The following is a 21,539-nucleotide window of genomic DNA, read 5'->3' on the forward strand; positions in this document are numbered from 1 at the left end:
GATGCAAAGTCGCCCGAACTAATATCTGTAGGCTCCTGAACTGCGGTTTTGCTCGTTAGCACTGATCCTCGCTGGGCTTCGCCTGTCCGGCTGGCGGCTGCTGTATCCGGGTTCTTTCGGTGGTTCCGGGGGAATACGGGGGGAAGTTTGGAGCGATCGCGCGTCGTCCAGGTGGTGCCTCGTCAGGCTTGTCGCTTCAGAGTCCGGGGCTGTGGCGTTGACGGAGCAATGCGACGAACCGTGGTGGTCAAACCTCACATTGCGCCTGCGGTGGATCTGCGGATCGCCTAATCGGTTCGTGAGTTCGGTCGGCGGACAATCCACCGGAGAAGCCGGCCCAGGTTCGATCTGCGGCGAAATGTACCAGCGGCGAGTGCCCGAGCAACGCGCGCATACGCCGGCTCGCCGACAGAGCGTGAAGGCATGAGCTAACCGACCCGCGACAGTCACCAACGCTCCGAGGCACGCTTGTTGAACTGCTCTGTGTACGACTTGATGGCAGCGTCTGCTCGCTGCATGTCCCCACCGAACAGACCGGCCTGGATCGGTCCCCACGTAGCACCGTCTCGCTCCAACTCGTAGGCCCAGCCAGTGATGGGGCTGGAGTCGATGCGGTACATGTCGCTCGCCGCGCGGCCAAACCAGTAGCCCATACGCCAGCGTTGTCCCGACTCGGCAACCGGACGCGTCAGGAAACGGTCTTCTGCGACGATCCCGATGAAGACCTCGGCTCGCTCGAACTCCGTCGTCCAGGTGTGGTCATCTGGCATCTGGTCGGCGAACAGAGGCTGCAAGGTCTTGAACACCCAGTTGAACTCGGGGGTTGCCCCGGATCGCATGTGCTTGTCCTCGCCGAGTTCGGCGAGCACGTTGTCGATCGTTCGGCCCTGCGATGCTGCGTAGGCCAGCAGCGCGGCAACTCCATTTCCGTGCTGGAAGGCATGGAACGGATCTGTCAGCTCGAGCAAGGCAACGGGAGGGCCAGCAAACCGCGCGTGCCGGACTGCCGGGTCGACCGCGACCGCCTTGAAGTTGTCCCAACGCCTGTCGGAGACAGCGGCGATGGCAGCGGTCACTACTGCGAAGGTTGCGGGAAGCCGGCGTAGGTCAGTGAGCGCCTCATAGCCCGCCACGGCAGTGGTCGAGGCTTCGACCATGCGCCGCAGGCCGGTAATCCAAGGAGTCAGCAGGCTGGGGTCGCCCCAGCGGGCAGCGATCCGCAGCGACGCGCAGAACGGCGCCGCAAGCAACCAGGCCTGGTGCGCCTGCTTGGCGATGATCCCCGCTTGCTGGTTGCTCGTCCCGGCAATGGGACCGGCGCCAAACGCCTCATCTTTGAGCACGCCAACCACCCGGTTCGCTTCCTGCGTGATTAGCTCGTCGAGCTCGATGCGGCGACTCCCGTCAAGAAGCAGATCCTTTGTGAGGACGCGCATCATTTCCGGTCGGGTCGAATCGGTTGCTTCCGCAACTGCAGCCATGGTGGCTGCAGGACTCAGAGGTCTATCGCCCATAATCCGGTTAATAGTCGTCACGAGCGAGGCGGCAGCCGCCGGCTCGGTCGGGCCGTACAGGTCAACGTAGTTCAGATCAGCCAGGCCACGACCGCCCCCGAGATCCCATTCGGGAAGGGGCCCGTTGTCGAAGCGCACAGGGATTAGCCACTTGTGCCCCGGGGGCATCTGGCGGAACTCCTCGACGGCGAGGGTGAGCTCTTCGTTCATGTGAGTCTTGGTGCGCGATCGCGAGTCCTCGGAGAAGCAGGCGAGGAAGACCAGCGAACCGTCCCGGATCGCTTTCTTGATCTCCGCGCGCCAGTTGTCACCCGGCGCCAGATTCACGCGGTCGCGCCAAAACGGAATCTGCGCCGCGTCCAAGATCGCGCAGAGGCGGTCCACCTGCGTGTCGTTCTCGTGCACGTATGAGATGAAGACGTGCTTCTCAGTTCCTGGGGCCACGATCGGAGCGTAGATCGACGGACCGACAGCTGCCGCAGCGACGCGGCGCATCGCGCTCGTGCTCACGCGCGCGGCGTTCCCTTGCCTCGGCTTTTGCCCGTTGATCCAGCCCGTGACGAGGCCGCCAGAGACGGCCAAGATCCCGCCCAAGCCCGTGGTCAGCAAAGGTGAGGCCAGTCCTTGCGCCGTGGTGCCGCGAATCGACCACTCAGTCGCAATGACGCGCTGGCGCGGTCACGGCTGCTTGCCGAGTCGCCACAGGAAGCCTTCGACCAGGCGGTCGAGCGCTTCAGCGTCGCGCACGTCGGTGACATCAAAGTGGTCGACTTCGGCTATCCCGCAGTACCGGAACAGGCGGTCGCGCGACGTGTCGCTGGCACGCTTACCGACGTGGTGCGGACCGTCGACCTCGATGACCCCGACGCGGTTCTTGAAGCAGACTACGAAGTCGGGTTCCAGCGTGTTCCCGGTGATGCGTGCGGACGGGAGCGCCAAAATCGTCAGGGTCTCGGCTTCCGGTCGCCGATCCTGAGCGCGGCGTAGGGCTTCATAGACCTTGACTTCCTCGGCGCTTCGGAACGACATCCGGTCGGCGCGGAAGTCGGGGGGTTTCGGAGCCAGTGTTGCCTGGTTGCGAGGTCCCTCGCCTAGGCGCCGACTGGCCCGTTCTCGCCAGTCCGCCGGCACGGGTGGTGCGGTGAAGTTCATCTCGCGGACGTGGACGTGTTGAGCTTCGAAAGCCTCATTCAGGTGCGCCACGATCTCGCCAGCCATACGATGGTGGATGCTGTCAGTGACATGCGTCGGCCCTTCGACCCAGACGTCGCAGAGACTGACCGGTGCGGAATCGTCGAACGGCAGAGCGAAGAGCAGGTCGACGTGGTCGATGCGGACGATGCGGCAGTCCAGTAGAAGTGCCGCCGCTTCGGTGTGACCCCGGTCCATCAGTAGCTGGACGGTTTGACCCAGTTCTTGGTCATAGGAGGTCTCCGGCTCCGTTGGCTCGTCCGTCACGGGCACGCACCCTACGCCGCTGCTGGGCCGTGGGCGCGGATCGCGCGGTACCCGCCCGCCCGCCCGCCGACGACGCGCGTGGGGGCAGCTGCACGTGGGGGCCCTACGACTCGTCCTCCCCGCCGTTGTGCCAGCTAACTTCACCCATGTACTCCGCGATTGCCGCGTCGTCGTACTCAACCGGCAGCAGTTCCGGATCCAGGACGTCAGGCCCCTCGCCCAGAGGTTCGGAAAGCTCCACCAGCGCCAAGAGCCACTTCCGTGCAGCGACCAGCATGGCCGGATCCTCAGTCCATAGGCCCATCTCGAGACTCGACCGAGAGCTCTCCGTGAAGTTCGCAGAGGTACTTGGTGAGCGGTGAATGAGACGGTCACGATCAGCGCACTGCCCTGAGTGCAGGCGGCGTGTGCTCGATGGCGACGCTCGCGCAGAGCATCACCGCTTGATCGCTCGTACAGCCGACGAACTGGCAGCCGACGGGGTTATCCATGGCGTTTCGTGATGCATCATCGGCGTACAGTCACCTCACAGGAAACGCACAACGTAGGTCCGCAGGCTGTTCCCATGACGACCACGAGCCGCCCCCAGTCCTCCTTCCGCAAGCGCACGTCCGCGATCGCCGGTTTCGCGTTGGTCAGCGTGCTGTCGCTGGCTGCGTGTGGCGCAACCACCTCGACCGACACCAGCACCTCGACCAGCAGCGCAGCCAGCTCGACGTCCGCCTCGGCGTCGAGCGGGTCCGTCTCGTCGGTGACGACCTCCAGCGACAGCGCCGACGCGACGACCACCGCCGACACGATCGATGACACGGCCGCTGCTGCCGAGGCGTTCCTTGCCACGCTGACCGACGAGCAGCGCGAGACCGTGCTCTACCCGTACGACGACGAGACGAAGACCACGTCGTGGTCGAACTTCCCCGTCACCTTCGTCGAGCGTGCCGGCCTGAACCTGGCCGACCTGACCGAGGAGCAGCAGGCAGCCGCGCTCGAGGTGCTCGAGGCGCTGCTGAGCGACGAGGCCTACGAGACCGTCACCGGCATCATGAACGGCGACGTCTACCTCCACGAGAACAGCAGCTCGACCGAGGAGTCACTGGGCCAGTACTACATTGCGTTCTTCGGTGACCCGTCCGACACGGACGCGTGGGAGGTGCAGTTCGGCGGGCACCACCTCGGCATCAACGCCACGATGGACGGCACGGAGGACGCCATCACGTTCGCGCCGACCCACCTCGGCGTGCAGCCGGCCGTCTACACGGACGCCGACGGCAACGAGGTGCAGCCGTTCGACGGGATCTACACGGACGCGTTCGCCTTCTTCGACAGCCTCACCGCGGAGCAGCAGGCCACCCTCACCTCGGGCGACGTCACGATGTGCGCGCCCGGCGACACATGTGACTTCACCACCGGCGATGGCCTGACCGGCGCGGACCTGACCGATAAGCAGAAGGATCTCCTGCTCGACCTGGTCGCCAACTGGGCCGGGATGGCCGACGAGCAGACCACCGAGACAGAGCTCGCTGAGATCGAGGCCACCCTCGACGACACGGTGATCGCCTGGTCGGGCGAGACGTCGTACGACATGAGCACCGGCGACGGCATCAACTTCTCGATCTCGGGTCCGAACGTCTACGTCGCCTTCCAGGCGCAGCAGGGCTCGGCGGGTGCCGACGTCGAGGGCGTCACCACCTCCGGGTGGGGCCACGTCCACACCATCTACCGCGACCCCACCAACGACTACGCGGGCAGCGCGACTCAGCAGGCCGCCACCGGCATGGCCGGTGGGATGGCCGGTGGTCCGGGTGACGGTGGTACGCCGCCGGGTGAGGCACCGTCGAGCAACGAATGAGGTCACGGGAGAGCGAACGTCTGTTTCTTGGCGCATCGGCCATGCGCGTTGGGGAGTGACCCAACCTCGTCGGAGCGCCGACGAGGTCCACCGCATCCCCACTTGCACGAGCGACTTTCGGGTCCACTCCCGACCTGTGGGACCCACCCGGTCGGCGAGCCGTTGAATTGCGCGTGACCTCAAACAGAATGCACCCGGCGTGCGCCCTATATGAGTGTCGTCGCCCGCGGGTCAGGCGCCATTGGTGCTTGCCTCCGGCGGTTCAAGGCCGGGTCTCTTCCACTCGAGCTGCTATATGCGGGCTGACGTACTCGCCAGCCCCGCACCTGACCACGTTCGAATTGTGCTCAGGTGACGCGATGGTGCCGCCGAAGACGCAGGTGACGTCCATGAATGACGAAACGGGGCCGGTGGAGAGTTCTCCACCGGCCCCGCCACGTCAAACGCTCGTGACTACTTCCTCACCTTCTTGGACGCAGTTCGAGCTGTGCCAGAGGCGTAGCCGGGGCTGGAGGCAGTTACCACTGCCCGGATTCGCTTGCCGGCGTCCACCTTCCGCAGCTTGTACCTCATGCCGTGAGCGGACCGGATCACCTTGCCGTTGCGGAGCCACTTGTAGGTGTATGTCCGAACGGGGGTGGAGGGTGCCCAGGTGCCATTGCGGACGGTCAGCTTGCGACCTACCTTTGCGATGCCCTTGAGGGTGGGCGCCTTGCTTGCCGTGAGGGCCACCAAGGGTGCCGGGGTACCGGTCGGCGGGTTGGTGACCACAGGAGGCAGGTCGACCTGGACGAGCCGGTAAGGGGACACAACGACAGGGCCAACCAGACCGTTCTCCTGGAGCAGGCCGCGGTTGCGAACGGCCCCATCCAGCGAGTAGAGCCTGTTGTTTAGCGTCGTCGCGACCCGAACCGCCAGCGTGTTGTCACCTGCGTGGAGGTACGGGCTGATGTCGAACAGCCCGGATACCTGGTTCGCCGGCACGTTGGTGCCGTTGACAGCCAAGCGGAACGAGTCGGTGACCTGACCCAGATCGAGGCTGGCACCATGCGTCGCAACGTTCCAGTTCGCCGGCAGCGTGACGGTCGTCTTGTACGTGCCCACACCTGAGGCGTCAGCAATCGCCGGCACCTCGCCCCACGGCTTCAAGCCATCGAGCGTCACAGACACAACCGGCTTCTTGGTCTCCGAGCCAGCCGGTCCGGTGGTGCCGTACGCCGCCTGCGGCTGCCAGTCCTCAACGTCCAGACTCCACGCCGAGTTCGTCAGGTTGATCGCGGCCGGAACGTTGGTGACCTCCGTCGTGACCAGCTTGTTCGGGCCGCCGTCCACCGCGGTGGTGTAGGTGCCGTCAGCTCCAGCCTTGATGAACACCTTGCCGCCAGCAGTCGTAACTCCGCGCGCGTTGGTGCTCGTAACGTGAGCCGCCGGTGCAGACACGCCGAAGTGGGCCGGGTTCGTGGTCAGCGCGATGACCGTGGTGTCGTCGCGAGCGAGCTCCACGGGAACGGCTACCCGGTCGCCGTTGCGGGTGTAGTCGGCGATCGGCGTGATCTCACCCGACCAGGTGTCGAGCTTGATCGGCACACCCGCGCCCTCGAGGGTCACGGTGGTGTCAACATCGCGACCCGTAGCCATGCAGGGGTTCAGGATCGAACCGGTCGTGTGGCAGACCTCAGGGTCTTCGTACAGGTTGCTCGGGTTCTGGCCGTAGACGGAGTTGTTACCGACATAGGCGTCGAGCCCCTGGTTGTAGAGCCAGTAGTAGTTCGTCCCGGTGGAGACGTCGCGGCGACGCACGCTCATGATGCTGCTGGGCGTGGTGTTCTCCGCCGCCGGCTTGAGCCCAAGGTTGGCGAGCTTGCCGGGCACGGCCGCTTCCGAAGGCACGTGGTAGAAATTCGGATTGGCCCGAAGCTGCGTCAGCACGGCCGTCAGGTCAGCGTCGGTGCTGGCCGGGAAACTGCCCGTGTTGGTCGGGTTGCCGACGAAGATGACCGGAAGCCCGGCCTGGGCGTAGGACAGCATCTTCTGCGCCGCCTTGACGCTCAGCGTGCTGCGCGCGCTGTTGGTCGTCGGCAGCAGGAACTGGTCGAAGATGATTGCCTGGTACGCCGGGCCGTTGGCCGCCAGGCGACCGTTGGTGACGGTCGCGTTCGGGAGGTCCATCAGGGCCTCATCCGTGTAGTCCCACGTCCATCCGGCGCGCTGCAGGCTGGTGTCCTGCCAGTGCTTGTTGGACGGGTCGGTCGTCTGGAACGCCGCCGGCGACGAGTAGTTTCGCATGTAGACCGCGAGGTCCATCTTCGCCGTGCCTTGGGTCAGTACGGTCGTCGTACGAGCGAAGTGGTCGTTCACTGCAGCGGCGTCGGTGTAGTAGGGGTTCTGGCTGTTGTACGCGTTAGAGAAGCTGACCTTGCCGTCACCACCGTTGAACGACGGGCCAGGCCAGCTGCTCGTGGACGTCGCGGTCGACGGACGGGTGTGGTAGACGAAACGAGTCACGCCGGCGGAGAACTCGTGGTTCATCCGGACGATCATGTCCTCGGTGGTCTCCGCCCAGCTTTGGCTCAGGACGGCGCAGCACTCGGTGCTGTACCACGTATTGCCCGTCATGTGGTTGGCCGAGGCCATCGGACGGTAGAGGTCAGTCTGGTCGCTACCGGTAAGCGACTCGTACTCAGAGCGGTCAAGGACCGCGGAGGTCTGGAGCTCGTCACCAATCGAGGTGGCCGGGCCGTCCTCCTGCTGGAGTCGCAGCTTCATGTTGTACGTGTGCGCCCAGTTCTGGAACGGCACGATGCGGTTCTGGGTGAACAGGTCGCTACGGATCTTGTTGAAGTCCGAGCGGATGCGCGGAGACGAACCATCGCTGAACGTGTAGGTCGTCGTGAGGTTCGTCTGCATTGTGGTGTCCGTCAGGGCGGCCAACACTGGGACGATGTCGTAGCCGGCACGGGTCTGGAACTCCGTGCGCATGTTGGTTGACCACAGCTCCTCAGGCGCGCCCCAGGGGTCGCTGGCGTGAGAGTCGACGAAGAAGTCACCGCCGTTGGCCTTGACCAGATCACCGAGACCGCCCGCGAAGTAGGCGTCGTAGGCGTCGGTGACCAGTTTGGTGCCCTGTGTGCTCAGCGTCTCCGGCGTGGTGCCGAAGGGCACGGCGCGGTACACGGTGACGAGCCAGCTGGCGCCTGCTGGGGAAGCAGGTGCGGTCCAGTTCAGGTGGCCTGAGGTGCTGCCGCCGTTGTACCCGCTCGTGTTGGTTCCGGTGAGCGTGCTGGTGAGGTCGATCGCGGAGTCGCGTACTAGTGATACCTGAAGCGACTGTCCAGAGTTCAGGTTGGGACAACCTGCGACGTTGCATCGGTAGGCGACGACGGCGACCACGGTGCCGGTAGCGGTGCCAGGGAGGTCGGCGTCGATGGATCCACCGGCAGCAACTGGGTCGAAGCGACTGAAGTTGAGGGTTCGGCGAGCGAGATCGTTGGTGTTTGCGAAGGCAGCTCCGCCGGGAAGCGCGCTCGCGACCTTGAGGCTCACGGTGATTCCGAGCTCTTCGGCCTTGTTGTAGATCAGCGTGAGCTGCGCCTTCGTAGGCACGCCCCCTTGACCGATCTCAACGCCACCGATGTTGTGAGCAGCCATGTCCTCAAGGTCGGCGATCAGTGACGCGTCCGTGGTGGCGGCGTCGGCCGGCTTGAAGTTCCATCGGACCCAGGGCTTCTCCGTGTCCGCCGGGTCGGCGAAGGACGAGGTCGTCAGCGGGGTGACGGGGTTGAGGCTGGCAAAGGCTGCAGTGCTGGGCGGGTCTCCATCAGGCGTGGCAGTCGCAGGAAGAGCGACTGTCGTACCACCAGTGATAGCGAGAATGCTCACCGCGAGAGCGCCGCTGAGCACAGCGCCACCGAAACGGCGTCCATTCCATGTTGCTGTCCGCCCAACGGCGGAGTCGCCGGTGGTTTGTCGCAGTGTGGGCACGAGGGCCTCCCTGTCTGAATCGATTCATGCAGAACAGGGGAAGAGTCTGTTGTGCGATGTGACGAGCGCAACACCTGCCCGCAAGATCGCAACGGTTGTTCGATATACCGATCTATCGCTCGGAGTGATAGCCCAGACGACCAGTGCACCGATCGTCTGGCGCCGACTTCGGTGATGAGCGCCCTGCTGGTCGCCCTCTCCGCCTGCTAATCGTGCCGGTGCGGAGTCGGCGGGCCTTAGACCTTCATGCACTCGAGGATCTGCGCGCGAAGCCAGGTGTGCGCCGGATCGTGCTCGAGATTGCTGTCCCACCAGAATGTGAGGTTGAGCGGAAGCATCTCCCAGGGCAGCTCCAAGAGGCGAACACCTGCGGCGTCGGCCAGCTTGGTGCCGAGATCGTGTTGCACGATGCCGACTAGGTCAGTACCTGCTACCAGGAACGGGACGGCGCCGAAGCTTTCAGTTGTGGCGGCCACCTTCAGATCGATCCCGTGGGCGAGTAGCCGCTTCCGCCACGGGACGTCCCGATCTCGAGCGACTGTAGGCAACACCCATCGGTGGTTAGCTACATCGCCAATATCCAAGCTGTCCGGCAGAGCGTCATTGGTCCTGGCTCCGACCCCCACCCACCGATCTGTCCGAAGACCTGTCGATGGTGTGTTAGCAAGTGAATCCCGAGGTCCGAACCACCCGTCGACCGCTCGTAGCCAGTCGGGAGTTGTACTGCGGATCTCTGACCCCCGAAAGCTAATTCGTACGCCGGGAGCGAGCTCGCCGACGCGGCTAAGTAGAGCCGCGCCCACCAATGTCTGTCCGTATTCGCTCGAGATGATAGTGAACTCGCGGCGGCTGTCCTCCGGCACGAATGCGCGTGTACTCGCTAACAGGCTCGAGGCGGTATCAACCACCACTCGCACCTGCGGGGCCAAGCGCTGCGCTGTGGAGGTCAGTTCGTACGAGGTGCCACGACGCACGAGCAGCTCGTCATTGAAGTGGCGTCGCAAGCGGGCCAAGGAGCCGCTTGCCGCAGATTGACTGACTCCGAGCCGCCGTGCAGCCCTGCTCACGTTTCTCTCCTGCAGCAGGGCGTCAAGGGCGGGGACCAGGTTCCAGTCAAGCCGCTTCAGATCGGTCACAAGTCATCACCTAACAGATAGTGAGGTATGTCGTAGTACGTGACGCGAGTCCCGAGTTGGTGTTGCGGTGGTCACATCCGGACCTCATGATCGCCTATGCCGAAGCATGAAACGTTACAAGAACGGAATTGCGATGAATCTGTACTCGACACGCACGTCGTTGGTCGCGGCGGCAGCCGCGCTAGCGCTCATGCTGAGCGCCTGCGGCGGAGACACCGACAACAGCTCAACGGGCGGCGACGGCGGCTCGAGCAGCAGCGGCGGCGGTGACCTGTCCATCACGATGCTCCCGAAGAACCTCGGCAACGCCTACTTCGACACCAGCACCGACGGTGCGGAGAAGGCGGCGGACGAGCTCGGCGCGGACTTCGAGGAGGTCGGCCCGGAGACCGGCAGCCCCGACGCGCAGGTGTCCTACATCAACACCGTCGCGCAGCAGGGCAAGGACGCGCTGATCATCTCGGCCAACGACCCCGACGCCCTGTGCGACGCGATCGACGAGGCCCGCAGCGCGGACGTCAAGGTGGTCACCTTCGACGCCGACACCAACCCGGACTGCCGCGACCTGTTCATCAACCAGGCCACCGCCGAGGGCATCGCGTCCAAGCAGCTCGAGCTGATCGCCGACGAGATCGGTGGCGAGGGCGAGATCGCGATCCTGTCCGCCTCGGCCAACGCGACCAACCAGAACGCGTGGATCGACATGATGGAGAAGGAGCTCGCGGACAACCCCGACTACGCCAACATCAAGCTCGTCGACACGGTCTACGGCGACGACGAGGACCAGAAGTCCTTCGACCAGACCGAGGCGCTGCTGCAGAACCACCCCGACCTCAAGGGCATCATCAGCCCGACCACGGTCGGCATCGCCGCTGCGGCGCGCTACCTGTCGGACTCGGAGTACAAGGGCAAGGTCGCGCTGACCGGCCTCGGCACCCCGAACCAGATGCGTGAGTTCGTCGAGGACGGCACGGTCGCCTCGTTCGCGCTCTGGAACCCGGGCGACCTGGGCTACCTCGCGACGTACGCCGCTGCCGCGCTGGTGGACGGCACCATCTCCGGCGAGGAGGGCGACTCGTTCGAGGCCGGCGAGCTCGGTGAGTTCGAGGTCGGCGCCGACGGCACCGTCCTGCTGGGCGAGCCGTTCACCTTCAACAAGGACAACATCGACGACTTCGACTTCTGAGATGAGTGCGTGGCCCGGATCCGATCCATGGGATAGCGATCGGATCCGGGCGTCGCGCCGAGCACTCAGTTGCGGAGTTGCAGGAGCAGAGTTCATGAGTGAGGACGGCATGAGCGAGTCGGATGTCGCGCTGTTGAGACTCGTGGCCGCTGGGCGTACCACGCGACAGGTCGCAGACAGTGTCGGTGAACCGCGCAGCAAGGTGCTGCTGCAACTACGCGCAATTCGAGAGCAACTCTCAGCTCGTAACAACGTCCATGCTGTCGTCATAGCCGTCCGGCGCGGCATCATCTGATCGTGGTTGCACTGCGCGAGATCGATGCCGCTACACGTCGGCTGGCAGTTGTCGCAGGCATGGCGTCCTACCTAGATGCAGCTGCCTTGGTCGCGTCTGGTCTGGCTGTTGGAGGCTTCTACGCGCCTGCTTTCGAACTCAGTCCTTTGGCCGTAGGCTTACTCCTCGGGCTGCAGACGGTGGCATTCGCAACAGGTGCAGTGTTGGGCGGCCATATTGGCGACCGTGCGGGTCGACGTCGCGTACTGATCGCCTCTCTGGCTCTATACGTCTTGGGCATCGGCATCCTGGCCGCCGCTACTGGAGTGGTCTCGCTGGCAGTCGGACTCACGATCTCCGGTCTGGCCATCGGCGGTGACCTACCGGTATCTCTCGCGATCATCGGGGAGGAGGCTCCGGAAGGTGCCAAGGGAAGGTTGATTGCTTTCTCTCAGGTGCTGTGGATCGCGGGTATCGGGACGATGGGTGCGCTTGGTGTCATAGCGTCGGGCCATGGCGTGACAGCAGGACGGACTCTCTACGCCTTCCTGTTCGTCGTTGGTTCTGTGGTGCTTGCCATGCGCCTGCGCCTTCGGGAGTCGCGGGATTGGATCGCAGCTGACGCCAAGCGGGCGTCTCGCATCGAAGGCGGGCGCTCCGATGGTCCGCTTGGGCATATCTCGACGTCTGTTTGGATGACTGCCGCCGTGCTCGGTATCTACTACGCGTTGTGGAATCTTGGCGCCAACACATTGGGGCAGTTCCGTCCCTACTTATGGATCAACGTCTTCGGCGGTGACCCGCGGGGGATCTCTTGGCTGATCTTGGCCGTGCTTCCTATAGGCCTTGCTGGAACCATGCTCTTCACTCTCGTGGTCGACGGTCCCGCGCAGCGCCGGTGGTTCATCTGTGGCTCACTCATCTCGATTGCCGGCTGGCTCTTGGTCAGCCTTAGGCTGGAGCAGTCGTCGTTCGTTTCGCTCTGCGTGATGTTCTCCGTGGGAGCCTCGACGTCTGGGGAGGTTGTCTTTAAGGTGTGGGTCCAGCGGCACGTACCTGTGCTAGCAAGGGCTCGTGTACAGGGCGCGACCGTTGCAGTCGCTAGGTTGCTCGCAGCTGGGGCCGCCGTAGTGACCCCTTTGATCGCGACCTGGAATGTGCAGTTCCTCTTCAGCAGCCTCGCGATCGCCAACATCGCGGCGCTTGCAGTGGCGCTTTTCGGTGTTCGGCGTTTCCGTGGCCCCGCCCCGATCGGAGCGATAGACGACGATCGCGCCGCTCCGAACTGAACGACGGTCTCGCCGCGCCCGAGCCAGTCGTTCTGGCGAGAGGGGACCTGGCTTCACGGGCACTGGTGAGCAGGATGGTGAGCAAGCTCATCGAGAACCCTCGCTGAGCAGGCCATCGAGGACCCTCGCTGCCCTCAATCTGCCCTCACCAGAACCGATAACGACGGCAATTGACAGTGATTACGAATAACGTATGCGGCGGAGTTTGTGCGGTTCAGAGGCAATCTTCGACCGATTACTGCAACTGATCGAAACACCCAGAACCCTTCGACCAGCACGTCCGCGACGTCGACCAGTCGCCGCACGGTCTCGAGATCGTGATCCTGCTTGAGGTCGGCCGCGAACGAGCGGCGGTTCCGCAACAGGTGGTCGACCCCGCCGCCCACCACGTCGAGCCCGGGCACGGGCCGTTCGATGCGTACGACGTCTGCGCCCAGGTCGCCGAGCACCATGCACGTGTGCGGCACGGGGCCAATCCCCGCGAGCTCGACGACCCTCAGGCCCGCCAGCGGGCCGGCGGGCGGTGTGTCCCACGTGCCGTCGCCGGGGAGCCGTGAGCGACTCATGCGGGAGGGGAGGAGGCGGAGAAGGAGGGGAAGGCGGGGGGCCCCGTGCAGCGAACGCACTGACTCCCTCGATGCCGTCCGGACCGGCTGCGCAGGAGCGGATGGCGAGCGACTCGTCGCGGAGCGCGGTCTCGAGCGAGGGAAGTGCCACGTTGCGGAAGAGGCGCTTCGTGGCCACCTGTGCGGTGCGGGAACCGGACACCAGCACCTGGACCACGCGGTCGGTCGCCGCGTCGAGCTCGGCATCGGGGTGGACCTCCGCGACCAGTCCGACGGCGTGGGCGTCGTGCGCACTCACCATCGGATTCGTGAGGGCAAGGTGCAGGGCACGATGCAGGCCGATCGATGCAGTCAGCAGGCTGCTGCGCCGTCCGGGGAAAGTCCCAGCCTGGTGTACGCCAGGGTGAACCTGGCCGACGCGCCGGCGAGCACGAGGTCACCGGCGGCTGCGAGCGCGACCCCGGCGCCCGCGGCGGTTCCCTGCACGACCGTCACCACGACTGCGTTCATCCGGTGCAGCTCGCTGATGGTCCGGTGCAGTGCCTCGGCGAGGTTCTCCACCGTGTGGTCGACATCCTCCGCGTCGTGGAAGGCGCGGACGTCCCCACCGACGCAGAAGGCGTGGCCCGCGCCTCGAAGGACGAGGACCCCGACATCGTCCATGCGCGCTCGTCGTACGGCGGTGTGGAGCTCATCCACGACGACCGCGTCCAGCGCGTTGCCGCGGTCGGGGTCCGACAGGGTGATGTGGGCGGCGCCGCCGCGTAGCTCGTACAGCACCCGGATCACGAGGGTGTCCCCAAAGGATCGAGGAACAGGTCGGGCCGCAGCGCGCCGGAGCCGGGCACCGCCCGATAGTCGCCGAGGTCGGTGACGCCTTCCTCGACCAGCACGTCCTCGTCGATGAAGAAGTTGCCGGTGCAGTTCCGCGGGTCGCGGACCAGCACGGCGTGCGCAGCGTCGGACACGATCTCCGGCGTCCGTGCCTCGCGCAAGGCCTCCTCGCCGCCGAGCAGGTATGGCGTGTCGAACACGACGGGCGTGAACGTCAGACCTTGAAGTTGGACGCAACCCTTGTCGCCTCAGCAGCGTGACCCATCAACGGACATGGGTCGCTCGTCGCGCCAAGTGCTGGTGCCGGCGACTCTTCGTGAACTGAGCCCACACCAGCTGAGGCAACGCCGGGCCGCCAGATCCCGGGGGAATACGGGGGGAAGTTGTGCGAAGGGAACGTCAGATCGTCTTGCCGACCTGTACCTACACATGGGTTGCGCCGCACGTTGATTGGTTGGCCGATCGAATAAGTGCAGGTCAGGCCGAGGGTTCACGTTGAGACTGGTCGGTCCCGTCTCGGTGCCCCAGGCAAGAGTCGAACTTGCGACCTTTCGCTTAGGAGGCGGCTGCTCTATCCACTGAGCTACTGGGGCGTGGCGGGCAGCATCCTGCCACGACGCCGTACATCGGCCGCATGCGCGCCCGCTGGACGGCCGGGTGACACCCGGTGATCCGGGGCGCCGCAGGAAGGCGAAATCTTGCACGCGTGAAGTAGGTTCAGGCCCGTCAGCCCCTGTCCGCCCTGTCGAAGGTGAGCCCCGTGTCGGATGAGTCGCGCCCGGAGGCGCCGTCGGACGCACCTCCCGGGCCGTCCTCGACGGCTCACCCAACCGCTCCCTCAACCGCTCCATCGGACGGGCCGAAGCGCCGGGGCAAGGTCGCCCGCAAGCACACCGTCGGACGCGTCGTCCTCATCAGTGCGCTCACCCTCGCACTCGTCACCGCGCTGAGCGTCGTCTACTTCGTGCGCCACCTCAACGGCAACATCGAGGGGGTCTCGATCGGCGACGTCCTGAGCGAGGAGGACCGCCCGCAGGAGGTCTACAAGGGCAACGGCGAGCCGCTCGACATCCTCGTCATGGGCTCGGACTCGCGCGACTGCGAGGGGTGCGACATCGACCAGGAGGGCGGCGGTGGCTCCGACACCTCCATCCTCGTGCACATCTCCGCCGACCGCAGCCGGGCGTACGCCGTCTCCATCCCGCGCGACTCGATCGTCGACCGCCCGGACAACGACGCCTGCACGACCGGCGGCACCGACGTCATGTGGAACGCCGCCTACGACAACGGCGGCCCGCTCTGCACGATGTCGCAGCTCGAGCAGATGACCGGCATCCGCGTCGAGCACTTCGTCGTCGTCGACTTCGGCAGCTTCGGCAAGATGGTCGACGCCGTCGGCGGCGTGCCCGTCTGCGTGCCCGAGGACATCGTCGACCGCAAGCACCAGATCTTCGTGCCGAAGGGCAACCCGTCCCTCCTCACCGGCGACGAGGCGCTCGACTACGTCCGGGCGCGCTACGTCGGGGAGCTGATCCAGCAGAACGACATCTCGCGCATCCGCCGCCAGCAGGAGTTCATCGGCGCGCTGGTGCGTGAGGTGAAGTCGGCCGGCACCCTGACCCGACCCGACAAGGTCGTGAAGTTCCTCAACGCCGCCACCAACGCGCTGACCACCGACGACGAGTTCGCCGACGTCACCAAGATCGCGCGGGTCGCGCTCCAGCTGCAGAACATCGGCCTCGACAAGGTCCAGTTCATCACCCTGCCGACCGAGTACTACCCGCGTGACAGCGAGTTCTTCGGCCGCGTCCGCTGGACCGACCAGGCCACCGAGATCTGGAAGCTCCTCACCGAGGACAAGGTGCTGCCCAAGAGCCTGATCGGCGACACCTCGGTCAGCGCCGAGGGGCCGCCCGGATCGACGGAGACGCCGACGGCCGGCGAGAGCGGGACCGGTACGCCGTCCGGCACGCCGTCCAGCACGCCGTCGGAGACGACGAGCGAGACGCCCTCGACGCCGACCGAGACCGCGTCCGAGTCGCCGTCGCCCGCGACGCCGTCGGAGACGACCGCGCCCGAGGAGGACCCGGTCCCCGGAGTCTGCTCGTGACCACCTCCGACGACGCCGACCACCAGTCGTCCGACCAGCGGGACGCCGAGCGCGAGCGACGCCGTCGCCTGGCCGCGGCCTTCGGCGACGCCGTACCCGACCAGACCAGCGACGACGTCGACCCCCGCGAGGACCGCTCCGGCAAGGGCGACGACTGGTACCGCGAGCAGGTCCCCCCGCACCACGGCTGATGGTCCCCGTCAGTTGGGTCGTTCGCGACCGGCCCGCACGACCCACGTGATGGGGACTACCTCGCAGACGGACGAACGGCCCGCCCCGGAGGGCGAGCCGTTCGTACCAGTGCGTGGCGTCGTACGACGTTCAGACGGCGCCGCCGCGGGTCTTGAGCAGGTCGCGGATCTCCTCGAGTAGGGCCACGTCGGCCGGGGTCCCCTTGTCCTCGGTCGGGAAGAAGCGCTCCTTGGCCTTCGTGTAGGGCGTGACGACGAAGAAGTAGACGACAGCCGCGAGGATGAGGAAGGCGACGGCCGCCGTCAGGAACTGGCCGACGGCGATGTCGCCGGGTGCCCATGAGTCGAAGTTGGGCTGCGAGCCACCGGTGATCTTCGCGACGAACGACAGCAACATCGCGGTGAACGCCGTGACGACCGCGGCGAACGAGGTGCCGATGATCACCGCGACGGCCAGCTCGACGAGGTTGCCGCGAAGGATGAAGTTCTTGAATCCAGTCATGCTGTCTCCCCGGTGTCAGGCCCCAAGAGGCCACGGATCAGTGAACGCCCGCCACGCTAGCGGCTCCACGACACCGTCAGGAACTGTCCCAGTGCGGCACCGGCGATGGCCACCGCCTCGCTCGCCGAGGCTCCGATGACGACGAGCGCGCCACCCGCGCCACCGGCGGGACCGTCCGGGAGCCCGGTCGGGGTGGCGAGGACCGTGACGTCGCGCGCGACCACCTCGGTGTCGCCGGTGCCGGGATCGGTCGCGAGGAGGTCCACCTCGTCGCCGGCGCGCAACAGCGTGGCCATCCCGGCGTCGGGCAGCCGCACGGGCAGCACCGTCTCGCCCGGCACCGCGTCGGCGAGGCCCGGACCGACGAGGCGTACGTCGGTCAGCACCTCGCCGCTGCGCACCGGAGCCGCCAGCACGCGTCCCGCGACGGCGCCCTCTGCCGCGGGCGGCGCGAGCTCGGCCGGGAAGTCGCGCGAGGCCACGTCGCGCTCGTCGAGGACCGTCCCCGACGGGAGGTCACGGGCCGCGACCAGCACAGCGACGGTGTGGGGCGGGGGTGGCGCGACCGCCCGCACCCCGGCGAGGACGGCCCCCGCCGTCAGCACCGCAGCGATCAGACGACGACGGCGCCGCAGCTGGTGGCGTACGGCGCGGATCCGGCGGCGCGCCGGCGGGAGGCCCGGGAACATCCCCCGACGCTAGGCCGGTCCGGCGTCGCTCGCTCGGCCTCTCCACAGGGTCGTGGTTTCGAGGCTCGCTGCGCTCGCACCACAACCACCGAGTGATTCGCCGGTCGAGGTGCGAGGAGCCCCAGCGACGAGCCTCGAGACCTGCGACTCAGTCGGACGAGGAGGACGACGAGGACGACGAGGACGACGAGGACGACGAGGACGACGAGGACGACGAGGACGACGCCGTCGAGGAGGAGGTCGTGCTGGTGCTGGAGGAGGAGTCCGAGGAGGACTTCGTCGAGGACGCCGGCTCGGAGGAGGAGGTGCTCGAGCGGCTGTCGGTGCGGTAGAAGCCGGAGCCCTTGAAGACCACGCCGACCGCGTTGAAGAGCTTGCGGAGCTTGCCGTCGCACACGGGGCAGACGGTGAGGGCGTCCTCGCTGAAGCTCTGGAACTGCTCGAAGGAGTGGCCGCACTCGGTGCAGGCGTACTGGTAGGTGGGCATCGCAGGATCCTCGGGAGTCGTGAAGGTGGTGCTGGTGACGACCGGTGGGCGGGCCCGCGCGACGCGCTGGCACTCGGGCCTCTCGACTGCCAATGGTACGGCACAATGGGTGGCGCGATGAGCGACCAGGCAGCCACCCCCTCACCCAGCCCCGCCGCCGCGCCGGACGACGGGCCGCGCGCCAGCTGGTGGCAGACGTTCCGGCGGCTGCCGCGAGCCGTGCGGTGGACCGCGTGGACGGCCGTCGGTCTCGTGCTGGTGCTGATCGTCGTCGTGGCCGCCGCGGTGGTCGTCGTACGGCGTCCGCTGCCGCAGACCGACGGCAAGGCGACCCTCGCCGGCCTGACCGCGTCGGTCGACGTGCTGCGCGACGACCACGGCATTCCTCAGATCTACGCCGACGACGACGCGGACCTGATGCGGGCCCAGGGCTACGTGCACGCCTCCGAGCGGTTCTTCGAGATGGACTTTAGGCGCCACGTCACGGCGGGCCGGCTCTCCGAGCTGTTCGGGCCCGACACCCTGGAGACCGACAAGTTCATCCGGACGATGGACTGGCGCGGCGTCGCCGAGCAGGAGTGGGCGCTGCTGCAGCCGGCCACCCGCGATGCGCTGACGGCGTACGCCGAGGGGGTCAACGCCTACCTCGACGAGCGCTCGGGGTCTCAGCTGGCGACCGAGTACGCCGTGCTCGGGCTGTCCGGGCTCGACTACACGCCCGAGGACTGGGACCCGGTCGACTCACTGGCCTGGCTCAAGGCGATGGCGTGGGACCTGCGCGGCAACATGGACGCCGAGGTCGACCGCGTGCAGCTGTCCGTGGACCACACGCCCGAGGAGATCGCGTCGCTGTGGCCCGAGTACCCCTACGACGCGCACCCGCCGATCGTCTCCGGCGGCGGCGTGGTCGACGGGGTCTTCGAGCAGAACGCCACGGCCAACGGCACCCGCAACCCCCGCCGGCCGGCGTACCCGCCCGCCGTGGTCAAGGCGCTCGAGCGCGTGCAGGACACCGTCGACGCGATGCCCGACCTGCTCGGGTCCGGACGTGGCCTGGGCAGCAACTCGTGGGTCGTCGACGGCGAGCACAGCTCGACCGGCATGCCCCTGCTGGCCAACGACCCGCACCTCGGCATCAGCCAGCCGGGCATCTGGATGCAGATGGGCCTGCACTGCCGCGAGATCACCCCTGACTGCACCCTCGACACGAGCGGGTTCACCTTCTCCGGGGTGCCGGGCGTGATCATCGGGCACAACGCCGACATCGCCTGGGGATTCACCAACCTCGGGCCCGACGTCACCGACCTCTTCCTCGAGCAGACCGAGGGCGACGACCGCTACGTCCGCGACGGCCAGCCCGAGCCGATCGACGTGCGCACCGAGACGATCAAGGTGCGCGGCGAGGACGACGTCGAGCTGCGCGTGCGCAAGACCGTGCACGGACCGCTGATCAGTGACGTGTCGTCGCAGTTCGCAACGGTGGGGGCCAACGCGCCGACCGACGAGCCCGGCGAGCGCGGGAGCGGGTACGCCGTCGCGCTGGCGTGGACGGCCCTCGACCCGGCGCCCACGGCAGACGCGATCCTGGGGCTCAACCGGGCCTCGAACTGGGACGAGTTCCGGGAGGCGGCGTCGGAGTTCGCGGTGCCCGCGCAGAACCTCGTCTACGCCGACCGCGAGGGGCACATCGGCTACCAGTCACCCGGCCGGATCCCGATCCGGCGGGCGGGCAACGACGGCACGATGCCGGTCGAGGGCTGGATCAGCGCGAACGACTGGTCGGGCGACTACGTCCCCTTCGACGGCCTGCCCAGCGTGCTCGACCCGGAGGAGGGCTTCATCGCCACCGCCAACCAGGCGGTCATCGGCGAGGACTACCCCTACCTGTTGACGATGGACTGGGACTACGGCTACCGCTCGACGCGGATCCGCGACGCGCTGCTCGCCGAGGGCGAGCTGTCGGTGCAGGAGATGGCGCGCCTCCAGCTCGACACGACCAACCCGATGGCCGAGACGCTGGTGCCCTACCTGCTCGACATCGAGGACCTGCCCAACGGCTACTACCGCAACGCCCAGAACCTGCTGCGCGGCTGGGACTTCTCCTCGCCCGCCGACAGTGCGCCGGCGGCGTACTTCAACGCGGTGTGGCGCAACCTGCTCGAGCTGACCTTCCACGACGACCTGCGCGAGCGGTCGTGGCCCGACGGCGGCGACCGGTGGTTCCTGGTGGTGAGCGGGATGCTGACCGACCCGGCCGGACCGTGGTGGGACGACGTCACGACCGAGGACGCCGTCGAGACCCGCGACGACATCCTGCGGCAGGCGATGATCGACGCCCGCGACGAGCTCACCCGCGCGCAGGCGCGCGACCCGCGCCGCTGGACCTGGGGCCACCTGCACCGGATGAACCTCCACAACCCGACCCTCGGCGAGTCCGGGGTCGGGCTCGTCGAGCGGCTCTTCAACCGCGACGGCTGGCAGGTTGGCGGCGGCTCGTCGATCGTCGACGCGACGTCGTGGAACGCCGCCGACGGCTACGACGTCACCGCCGCGCCGTCGATGCGGATGGTCGTCTCGCTCGCCGACTTCGACGACTCGCGCTGGATCAACCTCACCGGGGTCTCCGGCCACCCCGCGTCCTTGCACTACGCCGACCAGACCGAGCTCTACGTGGAGGGCGAGACCCTCCCGTGGGCTTGGTCCCGCGAGGCCGTGGACGCGGCGACCGAGGACCGCCTGGTGCTGAAGCCGGCGGGCGACTAGAGGCCCTCGGCTCCGGGCTGGAGTCACCGGATGTCCGGTGACTCCTACGGTTAGTAGCCGAGATCTCGGCCACGAAGCGTGGTGGTCACCGGATATCCGGTGACTCCAGCGACCGCACGCCGCTCCCGGTGAGGGCGAAGCCGACCCGTACGTCGTGGGGATCCGCCGGCACGGGAAGGCCGACCTCGTCGTCGTACAGCACCACGGCGACCGGGGTCCCAGCAGTGATGCGGGGGAGGGCGCGGTCGTAGCACCCGCCACCCTGGCCGAGCCGCGCGCCGTCGAGCGAGACACCCGTCCCCGGCACCAGTACGACGTCCGCGCGGGCGATGGCGTCCTTGCCGAGCCGCGGCCCGGTGGGCTCGAGCAGCCCGCGCACGGCCGGGGCCAACGAGGACCGGCCGGCGTACACCGCCCAGTCGAGGTCGAGCCCCGCGACCACGACGGGCAGCAGCACGCGCTTGCCGGCGGCGACGAGCGCGTCGAGGAGCAGGCCGGTGCCGGGCTCGCTACCGACGGAGACGTAGGCCGCCACCGTCGCCGCGTCGCGCACCGGGCGCCACGCGAGGGCTACCTCGGCCACCGAGGAGGAGAACGCGGCGGCGGCCTCCAGCGGGCGGCGCTTGCGCGCGGCCTTCACCTGGTCACGCAGTGCGCTCTTGGCGAACGTGCTGTCGGCCGACTGTGGCGAGGACACGAGAGCAGCCTAC

At 67.0% G+C, this 21,539-nt stretch carries 18 protein-coding genes, 1 tRNA gene and 1 pseudogene; 7 read left to right on the top strand and 13 right to left on the bottom strand.

Annotation, left to right across the window (positions count from 1 at the left end; genetic code table 11):
* Positions 1-446: 446 nt before the first annotated feature.
* The 3 genes from L2K70_RS01835 to L2K70_RS01845 form a co-directional block, all read right to left on the bottom strand.
* Positions 447-2,024: a toll/interleukin-1 receptor domain-containing protein gene (locus tag L2K70_RS01835; RefSeq protein WP_236398163.1), complete on the bottom strand. Its 1,578-nt coding sequence runs from the start codon at positions 2,022-2,024 to the stop codon at positions 447-449.
* 168 nt (positions 2,025-2,192) lie between these two features.
* Positions 2,193-2,972: a hypothetical protein gene (locus L2K70_RS01840; protein WP_236398165.1), complete on the bottom strand. Its 780-nt coding sequence runs from the start codon at positions 2,970-2,972 to the stop codon at positions 2,193-2,195.
* Positions 2,973-3,075: 103 nt separating this feature from the next.
* Positions 3,076-3,249: a hypothetical protein gene (locus tag L2K70_RS01845; RefSeq protein WP_236398168.1), complete on the bottom strand. Its 174-nt coding sequence runs from the start codon at positions 3,247-3,249 to the stop codon at positions 3,076-3,078.
* Between the two features lie 288 nt (positions 3,250-3,537).
* Between L2K70_RS01845 and L2K70_RS01850 the strand changes: the two genes are divergently transcribed.
* Positions 3,538-4,821: a DUF3500 domain-containing protein gene (locus tag L2K70_RS01850; RefSeq protein WP_236398170.1), complete on the top strand. Its 1,284-nt coding sequence runs from the start codon at positions 3,538-3,540 to the stop codon at positions 4,819-4,821.
* A 453-nt stretch (positions 4,822-5,274) separates the two neighbouring features.
* On the opposite strand, the gene L2K70_RS01855 is transcribed toward L2K70_RS01850, so the two are convergent.
* Together L2K70_RS01855 and L2K70_RS01860 are read right to left on the bottom strand one after the other, a co-directional pair.
* Positions 5,275-8,700: a glycosyl hydrolase gene (locus L2K70_RS01855; protein WP_236398173.1), complete on the bottom strand. Its 3,426-nt coding sequence runs from the start codon at positions 8,698-8,700 to the stop codon at positions 5,275-5,277.
* Positions 8,701-9,038: 338 nt separating this feature from the next.
* Positions 9,039-9,938 (bottom strand): LysR family transcriptional regulator, encoded by a 900-nt coding sequence (locus L2K70_RS01860; protein WP_236398176.1) that lies wholly within the window; start codon positions 9,936-9,938, stop codon positions 9,039-9,041.
* A gap of 133 nt (positions 9,939-10,071) precedes the next feature.
* Here L2K70_RS01860 and rhaS point away from each other — a divergent pair, with 133 nt between their 5' ends.
* The 3 genes from rhaS to L2K70_RS01875 all read left to right on the top strand — a co-directional run bounded on the left by rhaS (position 10,072) and on the right by L2K70_RS01875 (position 12,687).
* A complete protein-coding gene (gene rhaS / locus L2K70_RS01865; protein ID WP_236398179.1) occupies positions 10,072-11,124 on the top strand; it encodes a rhamnose ABC transporter substrate-binding protein in 1,053 nt (350 codons plus the stop codon).
* Positions 11,125-11,218: 94 nt separating this feature from the next.
* Complete coding sequence (locus tag L2K70_RS01870) at positions 11,219-11,419, top strand: hypothetical protein (protein WP_236398182.1); 201 nt, start codon at positions 11,219-11,221, stop codon at positions 11,417-11,419.
* Positions 11,420-11,421: 2 nt separating this feature from the next.
* Positions 11,422-12,687, top strand: coding sequence for an MFS transporter (locus L2K70_RS01875; protein ID WP_236398185.1), 1,266 nt, complete (start codon positions 11,422-11,424; stop codon positions 12,685-12,687).
* 134 nt (positions 12,688-12,821) lie between these two features.
* Here the strand turns inward: L2K70_RS01875 and L2K70_RS01880 are convergent, their stop codons facing one another.
* The 4 genes and pseudogenes from L2K70_RS01880 to L2K70_RS01895 all read right to left on the bottom strand — a co-directional run bounded on the left by L2K70_RS01880 (position 12,822) and on the right by L2K70_RS01895 (position 14,680).
* Entirely contained in the window at positions 12,822-13,253 is a 432-nt protein-coding gene (locus tag L2K70_RS01880; RefSeq protein WP_303645846.1) for a CoA transferase, read from the bottom strand.
* A 94-nt stretch (positions 13,254-13,347) separates the two neighbouring features.
* Positions 13,348-14,042, bottom strand: a pseudogene (locus L2K70_RS21845) (enoyl-CoA hydratase-related protein); the annotation flags it as partial.
* Positions 14,039-14,287: a Rossmann-fold NAD(P)-binding domain-containing protein gene (locus tag L2K70_RS21490; protein WP_236398191.1), complete on the bottom strand. Its 249-nt coding sequence runs from the start codon at positions 14,285-14,287 to the stop codon at positions 14,039-14,041. The gene L2K70_RS21490 and the pseudogene L2K70_RS21845, both read right to left, overlap by 4 nt.
* Before the next feature lie 320 nt (positions 14,288-14,607).
* Positions 14,608-14,680, bottom strand: a tRNA-Arg gene (locus tag L2K70_RS01895).
* A 167-nt stretch (positions 14,681-14,847) separates the two neighbouring features.
* Between L2K70_RS01895 and L2K70_RS01900 the strand changes: the two genes are divergently transcribed.
* Positions 14,848-16,197, top strand: a complete 1,350-nt coding sequence (locus L2K70_RS01900; RefSeq protein ID WP_236398194.1) for an LCP family protein — start codon at positions 14,848-14,850, stop codon at positions 16,195-16,197.
* On the top strand, positions 16,194-16,388 hold the full coding sequence (locus L2K70_RS01905; protein WP_236398197.1) for a hypothetical protein: 195 nt from the start codon (positions 16,194-16,196) through the stop codon (positions 16,386-16,388). Before L2K70_RS01900 ends, L2K70_RS01905 begins: the two co-directional genes overlap by 4 nt.
* A 130-nt stretch (positions 16,389-16,518) precedes the next feature.
* Here the strand turns inward: L2K70_RS01905 and L2K70_RS01910 are convergent, their stop codons facing one another.
* From L2K70_RS01910 to L2K70_RS01920, 3 genes are all read right to left on the bottom strand, one after another.
* The gene (locus tag L2K70_RS01910) at positions 16,519-16,890 is read right to left on the bottom strand and encodes an MscL family protein (protein ID WP_236398200.1); all 372 of its coding nucleotides are present in this window, start codon (positions 16,888-16,890) and stop codon (positions 16,519-16,521) included.
* Positions 16,891-16,946: 56 nt separating this feature from the next.
* On the bottom strand, positions 16,947-17,579 hold the full coding sequence (locus L2K70_RS01915) for an SAF domain-containing protein (protein WP_236398203.1): 633 nt from the start codon (positions 17,577-17,579) through the stop codon (positions 16,947-16,949).
* Positions 17,580-17,727: 148 nt separating this feature from the next.
* Positions 17,728-18,066, bottom strand: coding sequence for an FmdB family zinc ribbon protein (locus tag L2K70_RS01920; RefSeq protein WP_236398206.1), 339 nt, complete (start codon positions 18,064-18,066; stop codon positions 17,728-17,730).
* Positions 18,067-18,183: 117 nt separating this feature from the next.
* Here L2K70_RS01920 and L2K70_RS01925 point away from each other — a divergent pair, with 117 nt between their 5' ends.
* Entirely contained in the window at positions 18,184-20,829 is a 2,646-nt protein-coding gene (locus tag L2K70_RS01925) for a penicillin acylase family protein (protein WP_236398209.1), read from the top strand.
* Between the two features lie 85 nt (positions 20,830-20,914).
* Here L2K70_RS01925 and L2K70_RS01930 read toward each other — a convergent pair whose 3' ends face one another.
* Positions 20,915-21,526, bottom strand: coding sequence for a 5-formyltetrahydrofolate cyclo-ligase (locus L2K70_RS01930; protein WP_236398211.1), 612 nt, complete (start codon positions 21,524-21,526; stop codon positions 20,915-20,917).
* Positions 21,527-21,539 lie beyond the last annotated feature (13 nt).

This window comes from Nocardioides potassii (assembly GCF_021648885.1).
GTDB classification, from domain to species: Bacteria; Actinomycetota; Actinomycetes; order Propionibacteriales; family Nocardioidaceae; genus Nocardioides; species Nocardioides potassii.

Coding starts and splice junctions, on each gene's coding strand:
- L2K70_RS01845 (WP_236398168.1), bottom strand. CDS start 3,249: ATGCTGGTCGCTGCACGGAAGTGGCTCTTGGCGCTGGTGGAGCTTTCC.
- L2K70_RS01850 (WP_236398170.1), top strand. CDS start 3,538: ATGACGACCACGAGCCGCCCCCAGTCCTCCTTCCGCAAGCGCACGTCC.
- rhaS (WP_236398179.1), top strand. CDS start 10,072: ATGAATCTGTACTCGACACGCACGTCGTTGGTCGCGGCGGCAGCCGCG.
- L2K70_RS01870 (WP_236398182.1), top strand. CDS start 11,219: ATGAGTGAGGACGGCATGAGCGAGTCGGATGTCGCGCTGTTGAGACTC.
- L2K70_RS01880 (WP_303645846.1), bottom strand. CDS start 13,253: ATGAGTCGCTCACGGCTCCCCGGCGACGGCACGTGGGACACACCGCCC.
- L2K70_RS01910 (WP_236398200.1), bottom strand. CDS start 16,890: ATGACTGGATTCAAGAACTTCATCCTTCGCGGCAACCTCGTCGAGCTG.
- L2K70_RS01915 (WP_236398203.1), bottom strand. CDS start 17,579: ATGTTCCCGGGCCTCCCGCCGGCGCGCCGCCGGATCCGCGCCGTACGC.
- L2K70_RS01920 (WP_236398206.1), bottom strand. CDS start 18,066: ATGCCCACCTACCAGTACGCCTGCACCGAGTGCGGCCACTCCTTCGAG.
- L2K70_RS01925 (WP_236398209.1), top strand. CDS start 18,184: ATGAGCGACCAGGCAGCCACCCCCTCACCCAGCCCCGCCGCCGCGCCG.